The following is a 17,871-nucleotide window of genomic DNA, read 5'->3' on the forward strand; positions in this document are numbered from 1 at the left end:
CCCTCCGCCGGTCAAGGTCGGACGGAATTTCACAAAAATGTCGCTGTGCAGGTACCCGACCCGCGCGCTGGCGTGTCTCCCCTAGACAGGCGTGTTGACCCGCCGTCGAGGGGACGGCGTGGCATGCGACGAGGGGAGTATCCAATGCGGGAGTTGAAACGAGTGGGCCGGGCAACGACACGGGGCACGCTGATGGTTGGTGCGGCGATGTCTGCAATCGTGCTGGCAAGCACGGCGGGTCTGGCGCAACAAACAAGTGAAGCGCCGGCAGGGGCCAATCAGGATGACACGATTGTCGTCACCGGATCGCGTATCCGCCGGACCAATGCCACCACCGCAATCCCGACGCAGATTTTCACGACCAATGACATTGTCGAGTCCGGCACGGTCGATGTTGGCGAGCTGCTCGCCGAAATGCCCGGCGTGGATGCCGACCTGTCGCCGGAAAACTCTGAGCTCTCGATCCAGAATTCAGGCCTGTCGACGGTCAATCTGCGGGGCCTTGGCGCCGATCGCACCCTGGTGCTGATCAATGGCCGCCGGGCCGTCTCGAACTCGGGCAATGGCGAGCGGGTCAGCCTGCAAACCATCCCGGCCGGTTTTGTTCAGTCGATTGAAGTCACAACGGGCGGCGCCTCCGCGATTTACGGATCGGATGCGATTGCCGGTGTTGCCAACATCATTCTCGAGCGTGATTTCGACGGTATCGAAGTGAATGCCCGTTACGGTTTTGCCGACGCCAGTGGCGAAGAGGAAACCACGGTCGAACTGACGATGGGCCGCAATTTCGACAATGACCGCGGCAATATCATGTTCGGCGCCAGCTATGACCATGAAACCCCGATCTATGCCGACGAAACGCGTCCGGATTCGCTCCGTTTTGACGACTGGTCGGGCAATGGCGAGTTCAACGATATCTACCTGTCATCCTATATTCCGGGGGGGCGGTTTGAGAGCGATGACGCTTGGAATGTCGATGGTGTTTGGTACAATGACCAGTCTCTGGCCCCGAATGACGGTCGCAATCCCAGTGTCGGTTTCGAGACCGACCTTGATGGGTTCAATTTCCGCCCGGGCCGCACCCTGTCGCCGGAAGTCACAGCTTATACGGCCGCGCTCGCAGCCCGCTACGAGTTCGACAATGGCGTTGAAGCGACGGCTGACTTCCTCTGGTCGCGTGTCGACAGCCTGTATGAGGGCTCGTACGAAGCCGCGATCTATTCCACCGATGTCGGCCCGTTGGGCAATACGTTCGATATCGGCCAGATCGCCAGCGACCACCCCTTCATCCCGGCTGCGGTTGAAGAAACACGTGTCGGCTCGGTGAGCTGGTATCGCCGCTTCAACGAGATCGGTCAGGAAACCCGCGACAATGAGCGCACGACGGCCCGCGCCGCCGTCGGTCTTGCTGGTGATTTGGGCGACACTTGGCGCTGGCAGACCTTCGCCACTTATGGACGGTTTGAGCAGAACCAGATTCAGGGCAATAATCTCAACTATCTCAACATCCACCATGCGCTCGACATCGAGTCGGACGGAAATGGCGGCTATCAATGTGTCGATGCCGGCGCCCGGGCTGATGGCTGCGTTCCGCTCGACATTTTCGGTGAGGGATCGATCACGCCGGAAATGGCTGACTACATCCGGATTGCTGGCCATGTGCAGCAAATCCGCGAACAGACGGTTCTGGGCGGCTCTGTCGACGGCGATCTGTTCGAGATGCCGGCCGGCACGGTTGCGGCGGCGTTCGGCATTGAATGGCGTGAAGAGAGCCAGGACACCAATGTCGACGCGATCATTCTGGAAGAGACGACCAGCCTCTCGGTCGTCCCGGAAATCGAGGCCAGCTTCGATGTGGTTGAAGCCTTCGCCGAGCTGGAAATTCCGCTGTTTTCCAATGTGACCGCCCAGCTGGCCGGTCGCGTCGCGGATTATTCCACCATCGGCACGATCTATTCCTACAATGCGGGGGGCTATTGGGAACCGACTGACAGCCTGCGCCTGCGCGGTCAGTATTCCCGCTCGCAACGGGCGCCGACGATCACGGAAATCTTCTCGGCTCCGCGTCAGGACTCCGACAGCCTGCTCGACCCGTGTGACGGGTTGATGCCGGATGGCAGCGGTGTGACGCCGCCGGCCGGAAGTGACTTCAGTGCCGCAACGATTTCTGCGAACTGTCTTTCTGAAGCGGGCATCCAGGCCTATTTCGCCGATCCCAACAATGCCGGTCAGCCCTTCGAGTTCGACGGCTCGGTCAATGGTCCCAATGCCGGCAATCTGAATGTCCGGGAAGAAACGGCCGATACCTTCACGGTGGGCGCGGTCTGGGCTCCGAGCTTCGCTGAAGACCTCTACATCATCGTGGACTACTACAATATCCGCGTTGAGGATGCGATCGGTTCGATCTCGACCCAGACCACGGTCGATCTGTGTTATGGCGCGGCCGATTTCCCGAACAACCGTTTCTGCGATGTCATCACCCGTGACGCCTCGGACGGCCGGGTTGTGGAGGTCATCAATCGCCAGGAAAACCTCAACGAGCTGCTCTCCGAAGGCATTGATGTCTCGGTGATGTGGGACTTCGAGGTCGACAGCCTGCCGGGTGAATTCGGTCTGGACCTGCGCTATTCGCGCTCGCTGGCCGATGAGTTCGAGTTTGTCGGTGAGGCCGGTCAGCCGGTCCGCGAAGACTCCAACGGCTCCATGTATGATCCGACGCATGAAGCCCGCGCCCGCCTGTCCTGGAGCGAAGGCGGTTTCTACGCCTCCTATACGCTGCACTACGAGTCTGGTGGCATTGACGATCTCGACGTCGATCCGACCGACCCGCTCTATTTCGTGGCGGATGACCAGTTCCGGTCCAATGTCTATGCCCGCTACCGCTTCGACAATGACTACCGGACGAGTGTCTATGCCGGTGTCACGAACTTGTTCGATGAAATGGGTCCCTTCATGCCGGGCAATTTCGCGAGCGGTTCGAGCTCGAACATCAACTCGCCGCAAAACTCGCTCGTCGGGCGGCAGTTCTACTTCGGTATCCGCAGCGAGTTCTGATCGCGCTGCCAACCGGTTCCTCCGGTGACGCCCGTCCCGATCCGCCCTGCGGCGGTCGGGGCGGGCGGATCCGCTTCGCGCAGATGGCCTGCGCGCTAATTCTTTCCCGACATTCCTGCGGAGTCTGACATGATCCGATCAACCGTCCTGGCCAGCCTGGCCTTTGCGGGCTGGCTGAGCTGTGCCTTGCCGCAGGCCGCTTTCGCGCTCGCCGATGACAATCGCTTGGTGGCCCTCAATCCCGCAGCGGCCACCGAGCGGCGTGACATGACGCCCGTCGACATGATCGAGTTGCCCCGCCTGGATGGTATTCGCGTGTCACATGATGGTCGGTCCGCCCTGGTTCAGCGCGTCAGCACGGATTGGGCCGAAGACGAGAACGAGACCGGCTATTGGCTCTGGCAGCAGGGCCAGACCGGCCTGGTCCACCAACCGGATCTCGACGCCGCTGATCGCGTTGTCTTTTCACCCGATGGGCGGCGCATAGCTGCCGAGATCGCGCCGGAAGGCAGCAGCAATGACGAAGTCTATATCCGCGATCTCGACGGTGGCGAGCTGGAGCGTCTGACCCGTCATCCCACGGCCGTCCGCTCGATCACCTGGTCTCCGGACGAGCTGTTCGTCTATTACATCGCCAGCGATGCCCGCTCCGAGGCCGAGCGCGAGCGGCGCAGCACCACGCATATCGTTGATCCCTACTATGAATCGACGCGTCGCCGACATCTCTGGCGGGTGCGGGTGGACAGCGGCGTGCGTCAACAGGTCACCCAGGGTGAACTCCATGTCCGCGGCTATCACCTTGCGGCCAATGGCGCGATCCTGGTCCGGGTTTCGACCGAAACCCATCCCGATGCGACCTATCAGAGCGAATTGATGGTGGCGGCCGGACCGAGCGAGCCCTTTCGCCGCGTCACATCGAACAACTGGCCGGAAGCCAATGCCCGTCTGTCGCCGGATGGTCGCCGGATCGCCTATCGCGCCCGACTGGGCCAGGACGGGCTTGATTATGTGCAGGAAAAACTGGTCGTGCTCGACCTTGAGGGCGGCGTCACCCGCGTGCTGGCGCCGGACGCCAGTTGGGAAGTCGACGGGTTCGCCTGGTTGCCCGGCGGCGCAAGCCTGGTCGTTGCGGTCCGTGACGGCGTCCGCTCCGGCCTGGTGCGTGTCGATGTCGATGCCGGCAGCCTGACCGTGATCTCGCTCGAGGACCGGGCCTTGGTCGACTGGTCGCTGGCGGATGAGACCGGTGAGGTGCTGGCGCTGTTCCAGACCGAAGCCAGCAATGGTGACCTCTGGCGTGTGACCCCGGACGGGGAGAGCGAACGTCTCACGACGATCGGTGCGGCGACGGTGTCGGCGTTCAACCGGCCGCAGCAACAGCGTGTCGAGTGGCGCAGTCATGATGGCGCGGTGATTGAGGGTTTTTATTTTCCGCCTCTGCGTGCTGGCGATGGTCCGCCGCCGCTGGTCGTCCAGATCCATGGTGGCCCACGCTCAAGCGACCAGTTCGGCCAGTGGAAATGGTCGCGCTATGTGCCGGTGCTTGCGGCTGAGGGCTATGCTGTCCTGTGGGTAAACTACCGCGGCGGTGTCGGTTATGGCGATGAATTCATGCGTGGCATGCACGGAGAATACTTCGCCCATGCCGACCGGGATGTGCTGACGGGTGTCGATCATCTGCTGGCGTCAGGTCTGGCGGATCCTGACCGGATGATCATTTCCGGCTGGAGTGCCGGCGGCCACATGACCAATCGACTGATCACGCAGACCGACCGGTTCGCGGCGGCGATGAGCGGTGCCGGGGCGGTCGATTGGGCGGTGCATCACCTGACCAGTGATGTCCGCGGTGCCCGCCGACTCCTGTTTGACGCCGATGTCTGGGCTGAAGGCGCCTATGACCGCGCCTTTGTGCCGCAATCCCTGTTGCGCGATCTGCATGCGGTGACCACGCCGACCCTGATCTTCGCCGGTGAAGATGATGAGCGTGTTCACCCATCCCAGTCGATCATGCTCTATCAGGCATTGCGGAACTTGGGAGTTGAAGCGCGTTTCTACCTGGTGCCTGGCGAAGAGCACAGTTTCAGCGCGCCGCGTCACCGCCTGTTCCGGCTCAATGCCGAACTGGACTGGTATGGCCGGCATACCGGTGGCCCTGACCGCGACTGGCAGGCGCCGCCTGTCCCGCTGGCGGATGACTGACAGCTTCAATCGGGTTCATACCTGCGGGGTGATCGGCGGCAGCGGGAAGGCGGTCAGCAATGAGGTGGCGACGCGGGCCATCACCCGACGGGACGCATCACGCGTGAGGTCCTGCTCGACCCGCAAGCGTCGCCAGAAGCTGAAGCTGGTGACCGCGTGCAGAGCTTCGAATAATTCGTCCGGCAAGCGCCCGTCGGGATTGAGAACGGCCTGCAGGCGTTCGCGCTCCAGCCGGAGCAGATAGTTGTAGTCATCTTCCAGGGCGGCATAGGCATGCCGCTTTGCCTCGGACGCCAGCAGGAAGGGTTCGAGGTCGGAGAAGATCGCGGCCCGATTGGCCAAGAGATGCGCCAGTCGCGCCGCGCGGTCATTGGTGCCGAGGTCGGTCAGGGTACGTGGCTGGAATTCATCGTGCAGCACTGTCGTCAGCTCGCGATAGAGCGCCCCCATGTCCTCGAAACAGCGATAGACGGTACGCAGCCCGACGCCGGCTTTTGCCGCGACATCAGGCGCGCTTGGCGCGGCCACGCCTTCGCGAACCAGTTCCTTGAAAGCATGGATGATTTTCAGGCGGTTGCGGGCGCGTCGCGCCTTCCGGCCATCGTCCTCATCGGCTGCGTCCTGCACCATGCCCAAGGCTCCGAAATAAATTGACACTCATAGTGCCAATTTATAGGGTCTCGGCCCATGAATGCAACCAGCCATGCGGGAGGCAAGGTGATGCCGCGTGTACTTCGGGTGACCCTTTTCGGGCTCGGTGTCCTGACGGTCATCCTGGGCATATATGTGATCGGCATATTCCAGGGTTGGCATGGCCGCACCCGCGGCCCCGGCGAGATCGTCGGTACGGAGATACCGGCTGAAATCATTGCCGAACGGCGCTCGGCCCAACGCGCGCAGCAAGCCGCACTCGGGGTTGATCCGGGGACCGAAATCCTGTTCGGCGATTTGCATGTGCATTCGACCTTCTCGACCGACGCCTTCGTCTGGGCCTTGCCGCTGCTGCGCGGCGAAGGTGCCAATCCGCTCGCTGATGCTTGTGACTTCGCGCGCTATTGCTCGGCGCTCGATTTCTGGGCGATCACCGATCATGCCGAGGCGCTGACGCCGGCACGCTGGGCACAATCCCTGCAGAGCATGCAGCAATGCGAAGCTCAGTCGAGCACGGGCATTATTCCCGACGTGGTGCCCTTTATGGGGTTCGAATGGACCCAGGTGGCGCCGCTTCCGGAGGATCATTACGGGCACAAGAATGTCATCTTCCGAACGCTTGACCCGGACGAGATTGCGGCCCGGCCGATCGCCGCTGCGGGCACGACGGTGCGGGTCTTGCGGGACAATGCGCGCGGTCTGCTGCCGCAACAAATCGTCTTTCTCGATCTCGAACACCGGCAGGACTATTATGATTTCGGGCGATTTGTGCAGGAGGTCCGCGACACGCCGCTGTGCGACCCTGATATCGCGTCCGGCGACCTGCCGCGTGATTGTTATGAAATGGCGGCGACGCCCGGAGAGTTGGTGACCCGTCTTGAAGCCCAGGCGCTCGACCCACTCATCATCCCGCACGGCTCTGCATGGGGGCTCTATACACCGCCCGGGACCAGTTGGGACAAGCAGCTTGTCGACTCCGAGCGACCCGAGGCCTTTCCGCTGATCGAGATTTTTTCCGGTCACGGCAATGCCGAGGAATACCGGGCTTGGCGCCCCAATGCCGGGACAACCGATGCCCCGGTCTGTCCGGATGCTACGGCGGATTATCTGCCGACCTGTCAACGGGCCGGCCAGATCATTGAAGAACGCTGCCGCGCCGCTGGGGAGGGTGAGGTTGACTGTGCGGCCCGGGCCGAGGAAGCCCGTGTCAACGCGGTGCATGTCGGCCTGGCAGCACACCTGACGGTGCTGGGCGAAAGCGTTGCCGATTGGCTCGATGCCGGCCAGTGCCGCGACTGTTTCCTCCCGGCCTTCAACTTCAACCCGACCACATCGGTCCAGTACGGGCTGGCGATCACCAATTTCGACGATGACGAGCCACAGCGTTTCCGTTGGGGCTTTATCGGCTCGTCCGACACCCACACGGCCCGGCCGGGTATCGGGTATAAATCGCATGCGCGTCACTACATGACCGACACCAGCGGTGCCGTTAGCCGCGACATTGCCGAGCGCCTGTTGCCATCCGACCCGGAGGCGCCGCCGCGGTCCCGCGCAATCTCGCGCGAAGAGTTGACCCGCACGCTCGGGTTTCAGCTGACCGAGATCGAACGCCAGTCCAGCTTCTTCACAGGCGGTGGCCTGGTTGCCGCCCATGCCGGCGAACGCAGTCGGGATGGTATCTGGGACGCCCTGCAGACGCGAAATGTCTACGCCACATCGGGTCTGCGCCAATTGTTGTGGTTTGATCGCATCGACGATGCGGGCAATGTGCTGACCCCGATGGGCGGTGAGGCGGAAACGGAATCCGATCCGGTATTCCGGGTTCGGGCTGCCGGCTCTTTGCGACAGGATCCGGGATGTCCGGATTACGCCGTCCGCGGCCTGCCGGCGGACCGGCTGCAGCAATTGTGTCGCGGTGAATGTTACAATCCCGGCAATGAGCGCTACCGCATCACCCGTATCGAGATTGTCCGCATCCGGCCGCAGATCACGCCCGGTGAAAATCTCGACCTGTTGATCGAGGACGACTGGCTGGTCCTGCCCTGCGACGACCAGGGCGAGGGCTGCATCGTTGAATTTACCGATACGGAATTCGCCACCACCGGGCGCGACACCGTTTACTACGTACGGGCGATCCAGGAGCCGACGGGTCAGGTCAATGCCGATCCGCTGCGCTGCGAGTATGACGAGACCGGTCAGTGCATTCGCGCCAATCCCTGTCTCGGTGACTATCGGGTTGATATGGATGAGAACTGTGTCGCCGAGGTTGAACACCGTGCCTGGTCGTCACCGATCTATCTCGGATACAGCGAAGCGATTGGTCGTGATGTGGTGGATGAAGGCTGATGGCCGACGCCCGCGCCTATTGTCTCGCCGGCGCTGCTGCCGGTGCCCTGCTGGCGATGGTGAGCCTGTTCTGGCCGGCGTCGCAGGACCGACCCGTCAGCCCGGTTGTGGCCCGCATCAATGGTCATCTGATTACCGATGCAGACCTGCAGCTTGCTCTTGATGCGATGGCGCGCGACAGCCGCAATGTCTTGCCGGAGGACGCGTCGGACTATGCGCTGGCCCGGTTGATCGATGAGGAATTGCTCTACCAGCGCGCGATCGAGCTTGATCTGCCGCGCAATGCTTCGACAATTCGCCGGTCTGTCGTCATTGCAATGATCGACTCGATCCTGGCCCGGGCCGATCTCGAACCGACCGACGCCGAGCTGCGCGCGCTGTTCGCGGCGGAGCCGGAGCGTTTTTCCGGCGAAGTCCTGCTCCGTATTGACTGGCGCAGCGGTCCGGCGGCAGGCGACGGGTTGAGCCGTCCGGCCTCACACCCGCCAGACCGATTGATCAGCGCCAGTGATCTGCGGCGATATCTCGGGGCGGAGCTGGCCCAGGCGGCGCTTGCGCTGGCTGCCGGTGAGACCGCGGATCTTATCGCAGCGGGCGAGCGCCGGCACCAGCTGACGGTGATCGAGCGTGTCGATCCGGTGCCGGCCGGGTTCGACCAGCAACGCGAGGCCGTGACGGCGCTTTGGCGCGAGCGGGGCGAGGAAGCCGCGCTCGAATCCTATCTGGCCGATTTGCGGGACCGCGCCAGCATCGCGATACAGGCTGATTGATGCGCCAGCTGTTCGCGCTTGTCCTCGTCGTCCTCAGCCTGTCCGCGCCAGCCCTGGCGCATGAGCGCAGTCGTTCAGTATCGAACTGGCGCGAGACCGAAAGCGGGATGACCGGTGAGTTTCTGCTCGATGCCCGCCAGGCGACGCTTTTCCTGGGCACGATGCCAAGCGGCACGAGCCTGGAGACGGCATTCGGCATCCGTCTTGCCGACGGTCTGCAAGTGCGCCGTGGCGACAGGACTTGCGACCTTGTCGCGGCCCCGATGGTACGGTTGCTGGCTGATGGACGATTGCAGGGCCTCACGGATTGGCGTTGCAGCGAAGGGGGCGGACCGGTCGCGATCGACGTGCAGGTCTATTCCCCTTTCTCCCCGAACCATGTGCATTTCCTGCAGGCGCGGATGCAGGTCGGTGAACGTCAGGAATTCGTCCTCACCCGCGGCAATACGCTGGCCCGGCTCAGTGAGGCCGGTGAAGCGCTGCCGCTGGCGCAACGGCTCGGGCGTTATGTCTCGCTCGGCGTGACGCATATTCTTGGCGGGCCGGACCATCTGGCCTTCCTGCTGGCGTTGCTCCTGATCGTCGCGAATTGGCGGCAAATCCTGTTGGCGACGGCCGGCTTCACGCTGGGGCATTCCGCCACCCTCGCCCTGGCCTATCTCGGCTGGATCAATCCGCCGGGCGCGGCGATCGAGGCGTTGATCGGTTTCTCGATCCTGTTCGTGGCGGCCGAGGCGGCTTTCCAGACCGCGAAGCCGGATCGCCGCCAGGTCGTCCTGGTCACCATGGTGCTGGCGGTGATGGCAATCGCGAACAGCGTACTGGTCGGCACAATCTCCGTACCGGTATGGCTCGGGCTGGTGGTGTGTGTTGGCAGCTATCTGGCCTGGCTTTCAGCCGGCGGCGAAGTCCAGCGCACCATCCCGGCATTCAGTGCCGGGTTCGGGCTCATTCATGGCGTTGGTTTTGCCGGTATCCTGCTCGAACTCGACCTGCCGCGTGAGGATCAGGTTGCGGCCCTGTTTGGTTTCAATCTCGGTGTCGAGCTGGGCCAGGTCGTATTTGTCGCCCTGGCAGGACTGATCTTCCTGCTGGCGCGCAGACTGCTTCCCGGCCGGGTCCTCACCTATGGCCGTTTCGTCGCAATTGCGCTTTTGTCGGCGGCGGGTTGCTACTGGTTCCTGTCCCGCGCCTGGGCTTAGGGCGTGCGCTCCGCCAACCATTGACCGGCCAGCCACAACCGGTCCTGTCCAAAGGCCAGGCGGTCGCCGACCTTGAAGGTCGGAACGCCCCAATGTCCATGCTCAAACAGCTCGATGCGGTTGGTTTCAACACGCTCGCGCCAGCTTTCGTCGGCCAGATCGGTACTCGCTTGGTCCCAAGCGATGCCGGCGCTGTTGCAGATCCGGCGCAGGCCGGCATCGCCGGCCGGGTCGATGCCTTGTGACCAGACCGCCGTCATGAAGGCTTGCAGGAAGGCCTGGCCGCGACCGCGATTGATCTCACCAACCAGAACCGCCAGTCCGCGTTCAACGCCGGGGCCGACCGGATCGGCGATATGGCCGAAGGGGAGGCCGAGGCGTTCGGCCTCGCGCTTGCAGTCACGGACGATGTAGAGGCGCTTGCTGGTCGGGACCGGCAGCGCGCGCATGACCATGGGCAGGACGGGCCGCAGGCGGACCTCCGCTTGCCAGGATTTTGCCAGTGCAAACAGGCGCATGGCAGCGAGATAGCTGTAGGGGCTGCGCAGCGACAGGAAGACGTCGAGCTGGCCACCCATTGCCGTGTCGGGTTCGGGGATCGGGGCGAATAGCGGCGGGTGACTGTCCAGTCGGCGTTCAAGATGATGCAGCCGGTCGATCCCCCAATACCATTCCCCCTCAAACCAGCTCATCGCCGAGCCATAGTGCCCAAGCCTTGTACGCATGGCCTCGCCGGCATCCGGGCCAGCCGTGTCCGGCCAGGCTTGTGGCGCCGGATCGAGATTGTAGGCGGTGGCCAGGTAGCGGGCGTCCTCGGCGGACCAGGCGGCGAGCTTGTCCGGTTCCGGGGCGGCGGAGCGGTCGGGCGGTCCGACTTCGTGCCAGACGAGCTTGACCCGGTAGCGATCGGCCAGCTGTGGCAGGGCTTGCAGCAGGAGGTTGGAATAGGCTTCGTCGCGTTCGATGAAGGCATGGAGTGTGCGTGTTCGGCCGGTCAGTCGGCGTTGGACGGTGTGCCGGAGGCGGGCGGCGGCGCGCAGGGCCGGACTGGTCAGGATCAGCGGGGCGAGTGATTTCAGGCTCATGCGGTGAATCCTTTCACCATCTTGGAAACACGCATGTTTTATCCCCCGGCCCTGTGATTTCCCCGACAGGTTGGACAATCTCGCCGGGCTTGTCACGCAGATGCGGGGCATGGCGGCAAAAAGGCCGCTTCATCGTGGGGGGCATTGTCGGGGTCATAGACGGCGTCTTCCCGGGTTTTTGCCGGGGGCTTGAATGTCGAGATATTTTACTTCTAAAGTAACCGCGCGCGCCGGGAGGGATCGCACGATGAAAATAGCCTGTGTCGGCGGCGGACCTGCGGGCCTGTATTTCGCGATTTCGATGAAGCTGCGCGACCCGGATTGCGAGATCGTGGTGCATGAGCGCAACCGGCCCGGCGACACGTTCGGCTGGGGCGTGGTGTTCTCGGACCAGACGATGGACAATCTCGCGGCCAATGACCCGGTCAGCGCCCGGACCATCGCCGAAAGCCTGGCCCATTGGGACGATATCGACGTGCATTTTCGTGGCACGGTCGAGACGTCGGGCGGTCATGGCTTTTGCGGCATCGGTCGCAAACACCTCCTCAACCTCCTGCAGGACCGGGCGCGGGAACTCGGGGTCGGCCTGCATTTTGAGAGCGAGGCGGGTGATGACCTGTCACGCTTTGCCGATGCCGACATGATCGTCGCTTCGGACGGGCTGAACTCGAAAATCCGCACCGCCCATGCCGTCAGTTTCAAGCCGGATATCGAGACCCGTCGCAACAAATTCATCTGGCTCGGTACGCATCGCGTGTTCGATGCCTTCACCTTCATCTTTACCGAAACCCCGCATGGCTGGATCTGGGCCCATGCCTACCGGTTCGATGACCGGACCTCGACCTTCATCGTTGAATGTGCGCCGGAGACCTGGGAGGCGCTCGGCTTCGGCGCGATGGACCAGGACGAGACCTGCCGCGCCTGCGAGACCCTGTTCGCCGACTGGCTGGACGGCGAGGCCCTGATGTCGAATGCGCGCCATCTGCGCGGTTCGGCCTGGCTGAACTTCCCGCGCGTGCTGTGCGAGACTTGGGTGCACGACAATATCGTCCTGCTGGGCGATGCCGCGCACACGGCGCATTTCTCGATTGGATCCGGTACCAAGCTGGCCTTCGAGGATGCGATCATGCTGGCCGACGTACTGACCAGCACTGAAAAGCCGATCGCCGACGGGCTTGTCGATTATCAGGAGGCGCGCAAGGTCGAAGTGCTCAAACTCCAGAGCGCCGCCCGGAATTCCACCGAATGGTTCGAAAATCTCGACCGTTATCTGCGTTTTGAGCCGAAACAGTTCGCCTATTCCCTGCTGACCCGCTCACAACGCATCAGCCATGAAAACCTGCGCGAGCGCGATCCGGACTGGCTGGCCGGTGTCGAGAGTTGGTTTGCTGGCCGCGGTCGCAAGGTCGATCCGCGCCCGCCCATGTTCGCGCCCTTCGCGCTGCGCGACATGCGGCTGGACAATCGTGTCGTGGTCTCGCCGATGTGCATGTATTCGGCGACCGACGGGATGCCGGGCGCTTTCCATCAGGTCCATTACGGCGCCCGCTGCATGGGCGGGGGCGGGCTCGTTTATACCGAGATGACCAATGTCAGCGCCGATGCGCGGATCACGCCGGGATGCACGGGCCTGTACACGGACGACCACGTTGCCGCTTGGCGGAAAATCACCGATTTTGCCCGCGAAAACGGCCACGCCCGGATGGCGATCCAGCTCTCCCATGCCGGCCGCAAAGGCTCCACCAAGATCGGTTGGGAAGGCTATGACGTGCCGCTCGATACCGGCAATTGGCCGATTTACGGCCCGTCCGCGATCGCCTGGGACCAGGACAACCAGACGCCGGTCGAGATGGACCGCGATGACATGATCCGCATCAAGGCGGATTTCGTCCGGGCCACCGAACGCGCGCTCCAGGCCGGTTTCGACATGGTCGAGCTGCATTGTGCCCATGGCTATCTCCTGTCGAGCTTCATCACCCCGCTCTCGAACCAGCGCACCGACGAATACGGCGGCAGCCTGGAAAACCGGTTGCGCTATCCGCTGGAAGTGTTCGAAGCGATGCGGGCGGTCTGGCCGGCCGACAAGCCGATGGCGGTGCGCCTGTCGGCGACCGACTGGGTAACGGGCCAAGGCATTGACGGCGACGACAGTGTCGCTGTGGCGCGGGCTTTCCGGGAGCTGGGCGCCGATCTGATCGATGTCTCAGCCGGCCAGACCTCGCCGGCTGCGCGCCCGGTCTATGGCCGCATGTTCCAGACTCCATTTTCCGACCAGATCCGCAATTCGCTCGACTGTGCCACCATGGCGGTCGGCAATATCTACGAGACCGATCACGTGAATTCGATCCTGGCGGCGGGCCGGGCCGACCTCGTGGCGCTGGCGCGTCCGCACCTGCTTGATCCCAACTGGACTTTGCGTGCGGCCGCCGAACTCGCCTGGAAAGGCGTCGATGTGCCACCGCAATATCTCGCCGGTTTTGACCAACTCGCGCGCAATCTTCGGCGCGCCCAACAGACGGAGTTTCGGGCATGAGTGACTTGAAGGGCCGCACGGCCGTTGTGACCGGTGGCGGCACCGGGATTGGACTGGCTTGCGCCCGCCGCCTCGCGGAGATGGGCGTCGAAACCATCCTGATGGGTCGCCAGCTAGACCGGCTTGAGGACGCGGCCAAGACCATCGCCGGTGCCCGCGCGATCCGCTGTGATGTAACCGATGAGGACAGCGTTGCCGAGGCCTTCGCGGCCGCGGGCGCCATCGATATCCTGGTCAACAATGCCGGGATTGCTGCTGCCGCCGCCTTCCACAAGACGCCGATGGCCGACTGGCAGAAAATCCAGGCGGTCAATGTCGACGGACTGGTGCGGTGCAGCCAGGCCGTGATCGGGCCGATGCTGACGGCCGACTATGCCCGCATCATCAATATCGCCTCGATCGCCGGCTTGCGCGGCGGTGCCTATGTTGCCCCCTATACCGCGTCCAAGCATGCCGTCGTCGGGCTGACCAAGTCGCTGTCGCTGGAATATGCCCGCACGCGTTTGACGGTCAATGCGGTCTGCCCCGGCTATGTCGAAACGCAGATCGTCGAGAACGCGATCGCCAATATCATGGCCAAGACCGGCCGCAGCCGCGATGAGGCCATCGCCGAACTGGCCAAGACCAATCCCCAAGGCAAGCTGATCCAGGCGGAAGAAGTGGCCGAGGCCGTCGCCTGGCTGTGTTCGCCCTTGTCAGGCTCGGTCTCCGGCCAGGCGATCACCATCTCCGGTGGGGCGATCTGAGATGGACGCGACCGCCCGGCATCCGGAGACGGACCCGCGCGCGGCGGTCAAGCTGTGGCTGCGTCTCTATCGCCCGGTCTCGCTGATCGAGCGAGAGTTGCGCAGCCGTTTCCAGCGTGAATTCGGCGTCAGCCTGTCGCGCTTTGATGCGCTCTCAGCGCTCGACCGGGCGCCGGACGGTTTGTTGATGGGTGAGCTGTCAGACCGTTTGCTGGTGACCAATGGCAATGTCACCGGCCTGATCAGCCGCATGGTCGCCGACGGCCTGGCGACCCGAGCGGCGCTGCCACAGGACCGGCGCAGTTTCCGGGTCGAGCTGACCGATGCCGGGCGCCAGACCTTCGCGCGTATGGCCCGCGCCCATGCCGACTGGCTGGCCGAGCTGCTGGCCGATCTGCCGGGCGAGACCGCCGCGGCCCTTGGCAGCCACACCGAAACCCTGATGCACAGCCTACGTACCGAACAGGATGGATAGATGATGATGGACCCCAATACCTATGCGCCGGAGCATTTTCTCTGGTTCTTCGCGGACGGGGTGGCGACGATCACGCTCAATCGGCCCGATCGCAAGAACCCGCTGACCTTCGAGAGCTATGCCGAGCTGCGCGACCTGTTCCGCGATCTCGTCTATGTAAAGTCGGTCCAGGCCGTCATCGTGACGGGCGCCGGTGGCAATTTCTGTTCTGGCGGTGATGTCCACGAGATCATCGGTCCGCTGGTCGAAAAGGACATGGCGGGCCTGCTCGATTTCACCCGCATGACCGGCGATCTGGTCAAGGCGATGCGCGATTGTCCGCAACCGGTCATCGCGGCGGTGGACGGGATCTGCGTCGGTGCCGGCGCGATCATGGCGATGGCGTCGGACCTGCGGATCGCGACACCGGCCGCCAAGACCGCCTTCCTGTTCAATCGTGTCGGCCTGGCGGGCTGTGACATGGGGGCTTGCGCCATCCTGCCACGCATCATCGGGCAGGGCCGGGCCAGCGAATTGCTCTTCTTCGGACGATCCATGTCAGCCGAGGAAGGCGAGCGCTGGGGCTTTTACAATGCGCTGGTCGAGGCGGACAAGCTGATGGACACGGCCCGCGAATGGGCCGACCGGGTCGCCGCCGGTCCCAACTTCGCCAATGCGATGACCAAGAACCAACTCAATACCGAGTGGGATATGAGCCTGCACACGGCCATCGAGGCAGAGGCCCAGGCTCAGGCGATCTGCATGCAGACCCGCGATTTCGAGCGCGCCTACAAGGCTTTCATCGCCCGCGAAAAGCCGATCTTCGAGGGCAATTGAATGGCCGATACAAGCTTTCTCGCCTGGCCTTTCTTCGAGGACCATCATCGCGCCCTGGCGCGTGATGTCACGAACTGGGCCGCGGACCGGTTCGGTGACAGCGGCTTTGCCGAGCACGCCGATGTCGACGCCGATTGCGCGGTGATCCGGGGCGCGCTCGGAGCGGCGGGGATTGTCCGCAATGCCGTGCCGGCCGCCCATGGCGGTGTCAGCGAGGCCTTGGATGTGCGCTCGCTCTGCCTGATCCGCGAACACCTGGCCTATCGCTCCGGACTGGCGGATTTCGTCTTCGCCATGCAGGGGCTGGGATCGGGCGCGATTTCGCTGTTTGGCACGCCGGAACAAGCGCAGACCTGGCTGCCGGGGACCGGCGAGGGCGCCCTGTGCGCCGCCTTCGCCCTGACCGAGCCGGAGGCCGGGTCCGACGTCGCGGCGATCGCGACCACGGCGACGCAGGATGGCGATCAATATGTGATCAGCGGCGAGAAAACCTTCATCTCTAATGGCGGCATTGCCGACTATTACGTTGTCTTCGTCCGCACCGGTGAAGCTGGGGGTGCGCGTGGGCTGAGTGCCATCATTGTGCCAGCCGCGACGCCGGGCCTGGTCGTCGCCGAGCGGATCGAAACCATCGCCCCGCACCCGCTGGCCCGCCTGCAGTTCGAAAATTGCCGGGTGCCGGTGGGCAACCGGATCGGCGAGGCCGGGGCGGGCTTCAGGATTGCGATGGCGACGCTCGATGTTTTCCGTTCAACCGTCGGGGCTGCCGCCCTGGGTTTTGCCCGCCGGGCGCTGGATGAGGCGACACGCCGGGCGCGTGGCCGCAAGCTCTTCGGGGCCCCGCTTGCCGACCTGCCAGGCGTGCAGACGCAGCTCGCTGACATGGCGGTCGATATCGACGCCGCCGCGCTGCTGATCTATCGCGCTGCCTGGACCAAGGACATGGGCGCCGCGCGGGTGACACGCGAGGCGGCGATGGCCAAGCTCTTTGCCACCGAAGCGGCGCAAAAGGCGATTGATGCCGCGGTGCAGATCTTCGGCGGTCTGGGTGTCACCAAGGGCAGCGTGCCCGAAGCGCTCTATCGCGAGATCCGGGCCTTGCGGATCTATGAGGGCGCTTCGGAAGTCCAGAAACTGGTGATCGCCCGCGCCCATCTGGCGGAGGCGGCGCCATGAGTTTCGACATTACCCGCCGCATCCGCTTTGCCGATGTCGACCCGGCCGGCATCGTCTTCTATCCGCGCTATTTCGAGATGATCAATGCGGTCATCGAGGACTGGTTCGAACAGGGCGTCGGCTACGGCTTCGATGCGATGATCCTGAAAGGGCCGCATGGCGTGCCGCTGGCGCATATGGAAGCCGAGTTCAAGGCGCCGAGCCGGCTCGACGACACGCTGGTTTTCTCACTTGTGGTCCGCGATCTCGGACGCGCATCGATCCGGCTGACCCTGACCGCCCGCTGCGGTGAGGAGGTCCGGATGGTGGCCCGTCCGACCCTGGTTTTCATCGACCAGACGGCCCACAAGCCGGTCTCGATACCGGAGGCGTTGCGGGCCCGCATGCTCGGTTACAGGGAGGCCGCATGATGGCTGTTCTTCAACCGCCCGGCTGGCCGCGGCCCAAGGGCTATTCCAACGGGATTGTCGCGCGTGGACGCACGGTTTTCGTGGCCGGCCAGATCGGCTGGGACGAGACCGAGACCGTGGTGTCCGATGATTTCGCGGACCAGTTCCGCCAGGTCCTGGTCAACACGCTGACCGTGCTCGCCGAGGCCGGAGCCGGCCCGGAACATGTGGTGCGCATGACCGGCTATCTCACTGACCGCGAAGATTATCTCGCCGCCGGACCAAAGCTCGGCGCGATCTGGAAATCCTGCATGGGACGCAATTACCCGGCGATGGCCTTCGTCATCGTCGAGGGGCTGGTAGAGCCGCGGGCCAAGGTCGAGATCGAGACCACCGCCGTCCTGCCGGACTGAACAGACGGACCACAAG

14 protein-coding genes are annotated in these 17,871 nt (G+C 63.7%); 12 read left to right on the forward strand and 2 right to left on the reverse strand.

Annotation, left to right across the window (positions count from 1 at the left end; genetic code table 11):
- The first annotated feature begins 144 nt into the window (after window positions 1-144).
- Both C7435_RS00950 and C7435_RS00955 read left to right on the forward strand, forming a co-directional pair.
- The gene (locus tag C7435_RS00950; protein WP_170150296.1) at window positions 145-3,054 is read left to right on the forward strand and encodes a TonB-dependent receptor plug domain-containing protein; all 2,910 of its coding nucleotides are present in this window, start codon (window positions 145-147) and stop codon (window positions 3,052-3,054) included.
- A 129-nt stretch (window positions 3,055-3,183) separates the two neighbouring features.
- A complete protein-coding gene (locus C7435_RS00955) occupies window positions 3,184-5,253 on the forward strand; it encodes a S9 family peptidase (protein ID WP_121209683.1) in 2,070 nt (689 codons plus the stop codon).
- A 15-nt stretch (window positions 5,254-5,268) separates the two neighbouring features.
- Here the strand turns inward: C7435_RS00955 and C7435_RS00960 are convergent, their stop codons facing one another.
- A complete protein-coding gene (locus C7435_RS00960) occupies window positions 5,269-5,883 on the reverse strand; it encodes a TetR/AcrR family transcriptional regulator (RefSeq protein WP_075188664.1) in 615 nt (204 codons plus the stop codon).
- A gap of 90 nt (window positions 5,884-5,973) precedes the next feature.
- Here C7435_RS00960 and C7435_RS00965 point away from each other — a divergent pair, with 90 nt between their 5' ends.
- Genes C7435_RS00965 through C7435_RS00975 form a run of 3 tightly spaced genes read left to right on the forward strand, consistent with a single transcriptional unit; the run spans window position 5,974 to window position 10,222 of the window.
- Window positions 5,974-8,250: a DUF3604 domain-containing protein gene (locus C7435_RS00965; RefSeq protein WP_170150297.1), complete on the forward strand. Its 2,277-nt coding sequence runs from the start codon at window positions 5,974-5,976 to the stop codon at window positions 8,248-8,250.
- A complete protein-coding gene (locus C7435_RS00970) occupies window positions 8,250-9,020 on the forward strand; it encodes a hypothetical protein (RefSeq protein WP_121209685.1) in 771 nt (256 codons plus the stop codon). Before C7435_RS00965 ends, C7435_RS00970 begins: the two co-directional genes overlap by 1 nt.
- Window positions 9,020-10,222: a HupE/UreJ family protein gene (locus C7435_RS00975; protein ID WP_121209686.1), complete on the forward strand. Its 1,203-nt coding sequence runs from the start codon at window positions 9,020-9,022 to the stop codon at window positions 10,220-10,222. Before C7435_RS00970 ends, C7435_RS00975 begins: the two co-directional genes overlap by 1 nt.
- Here C7435_RS00975 and C7435_RS00980 read toward each other — a convergent pair.
- Window positions 10,219-11,307 carry a 2-hydroxychromene-2-carboxylate isomerase gene (locus C7435_RS00980; RefSeq protein WP_170150298.1) on the reverse strand — a complete coding sequence of 363 codons (1,089 nt, stop codon included), beginning with the start codon at window positions 11,305-11,307 and terminating at the stop codon, window positions 10,219-10,221. The two genes, C7435_RS00975 and C7435_RS00980, sit on opposite strands and share 4 nt — an antisense overlap.
- Window positions 11,308-11,554: 247 nt before the next feature.
- Here C7435_RS00980 and C7435_RS00985 point away from each other — a divergent pair, with 247 nt between their 5' ends.
- The 7 genes from C7435_RS00985 to C7435_RS01015 are packed head-to-tail and all read left to right on the forward strand — an operon-like array spanning window position 11,555 to window position 17,855.
- On the forward strand, window positions 11,555-13,840 hold the full coding sequence (locus tag C7435_RS00985; protein ID WP_121209688.1) for a bifunctional salicylyl-CoA 5-hydroxylase/oxidoreductase: 2,286 nt from the start codon (window positions 11,555-11,557) through the stop codon (window positions 13,838-13,840).
- Window positions 13,837-14,586, forward strand: coding sequence for an SDR family NAD(P)-dependent oxidoreductase (locus tag C7435_RS00990; protein WP_121209689.1), 750 nt, complete (start codon window positions 13,837-13,839; stop codon window positions 14,584-14,586). The genes C7435_RS00985 and C7435_RS00990 overlap by 4 nt, the downstream gene beginning before the upstream one ends.
- A gap of 1 nt (window position 14,587) precedes the next feature.
- A complete protein-coding gene (locus tag C7435_RS00995) occupies window positions 14,588-15,061 on the forward strand; it encodes a MarR family winged helix-turn-helix transcriptional regulator (RefSeq protein ID WP_121209690.1) in 474 nt (157 codons plus the stop codon).
- 3 nt (window positions 15,062-15,064) lie between these two features.
- The gene (locus tag C7435_RS01000; protein WP_121209987.1) at window positions 15,065-15,877 is read left to right on the forward strand and encodes an enoyl-CoA hydratase family protein; all 813 of its coding nucleotides are present in this window, start codon (window positions 15,065-15,067) and stop codon (window positions 15,875-15,877) included.
- The gene (locus C7435_RS01005) at window positions 15,878-17,053 is read left to right on the forward strand and encodes an acyl-CoA dehydrogenase family protein (RefSeq protein ID WP_121209691.1); all 1,176 of its coding nucleotides are present in this window, start codon (window positions 15,878-15,880) and stop codon (window positions 17,051-17,053) included.
- The gene (locus C7435_RS01010) at window positions 17,050-17,463 is read left to right on the forward strand and encodes an acyl-CoA thioesterase (protein ID WP_121209692.1); all 414 of its coding nucleotides are present in this window, start codon (window positions 17,050-17,052) and stop codon (window positions 17,461-17,463) included. The genes C7435_RS01005 and C7435_RS01010 overlap by 4 nt, the downstream gene beginning before the upstream one ends.
- Window positions 17,463-17,855 carry a RidA family protein gene (locus C7435_RS01015; protein WP_121209988.1) on the forward strand — a complete coding sequence of 131 codons (393 nt, stop codon included), beginning with the start codon at window positions 17,463-17,465 and terminating at the stop codon, window positions 17,853-17,855. Before C7435_RS01010 ends, C7435_RS01015 begins: the two co-directional genes overlap by 1 nt.
- The last annotated feature ends 16 nt before the right edge of the window (window positions 17,856-17,871 follow it).

The sequence above is a fragment of the Maricaulis maris genome, assembly GCF_003634045.1.
In the GTDB taxonomy this organism is placed as follows: Bacteria; Pseudomonadota; Alphaproteobacteria; order Caulobacterales; family Maricaulaceae; genus Maricaulis; species Maricaulis maris.

Excerpts from the sequence above, each read along its gene's own strand:
- C7435_RS00975 (WP_121209686.1), top strand. The coding sequence starts at position 9,020 with ATGCGCCAGCTGTTCGCGCTTGTCCTCGTCGTCCTCAGCCTGTCCGCG.
- C7435_RS01000 (WP_121209987.1), top strand. The coding sequence starts at position 15,065 with ATGATGGACCCCAATACCTATGCGCCGGAGCATTTTCTCTGGTTCTTC.
- C7435_RS01015 (WP_121209988.1), top strand. The coding sequence starts at position 17,463 with ATGGCTGTTCTTCAACCGCCCGGCTGGCCGCGGCCCAAGGGCTATTCC.
- C7435_RS00995 (WP_121209690.1), top strand. The coding sequence starts at position 14,588 with ATGGACGCGACCGCCCGGCATCCGGAGACGGACCCGCGCGCGGCGGTC.
- C7435_RS00985 (WP_121209688.1), top strand. The coding sequence starts at position 11,555 with ATGAAAATAGCCTGTGTCGGCGGCGGACCTGCGGGCCTGTATTTCGCG.
- C7435_RS00955 (WP_121209683.1), top strand. The coding sequence starts at position 3,184 with ATGATCCGATCAACCGTCCTGGCCAGCCTGGCCTTTGCGGGCTGGCTG.
- C7435_RS00980 (WP_170150298.1), bottom strand. The coding sequence starts at position 11,307 with ATGAGCCTGAAATCACTCGCCCCGCTGATCCTGACCAGTCCGGCCCTG.
- C7435_RS00990 (WP_121209689.1), top strand. The coding sequence starts at position 13,837 with ATGAGTGACTTGAAGGGCCGCACGGCCGTTGTGACCGGTGGCGGCACC.
- C7435_RS00960 (WP_075188664.1), bottom strand. The coding sequence starts at position 5,883 with ATGGTGCAGGACGCAGCCGATGAGGACGATGGCCGGAAGGCGCGACGC.
- C7435_RS01005 (WP_121209691.1), top strand. The coding sequence starts at position 15,878 with ATGGCCGATACAAGCTTTCTCGCCTGGCCTTTCTTCGAGGACCATCAT.
- C7435_RS01010 (WP_121209692.1), top strand. The coding sequence starts at position 17,050 with ATGAGTTTCGACATTACCCGCCGCATCCGCTTTGCCGATGTCGACCCG.
- C7435_RS00970 (WP_121209685.1), top strand. The coding sequence starts at position 8,250 with ATGGCCGACGCCCGCGCCTATTGTCTCGCCGGCGCTGCTGCCGGTGCC.
- C7435_RS00965 (WP_170150297.1), top strand. The coding sequence starts at position 5,974 with ATGCCGCGTGTACTTCGGGTGACCCTTTTCGGGCTCGGTGTCCTGACG.
- C7435_RS00950 (WP_170150296.1), top strand. The coding sequence starts at position 145 with ATGCGGGAGTTGAAACGAGTGGGCCGGGCAACGACACGGGGCACGCTG.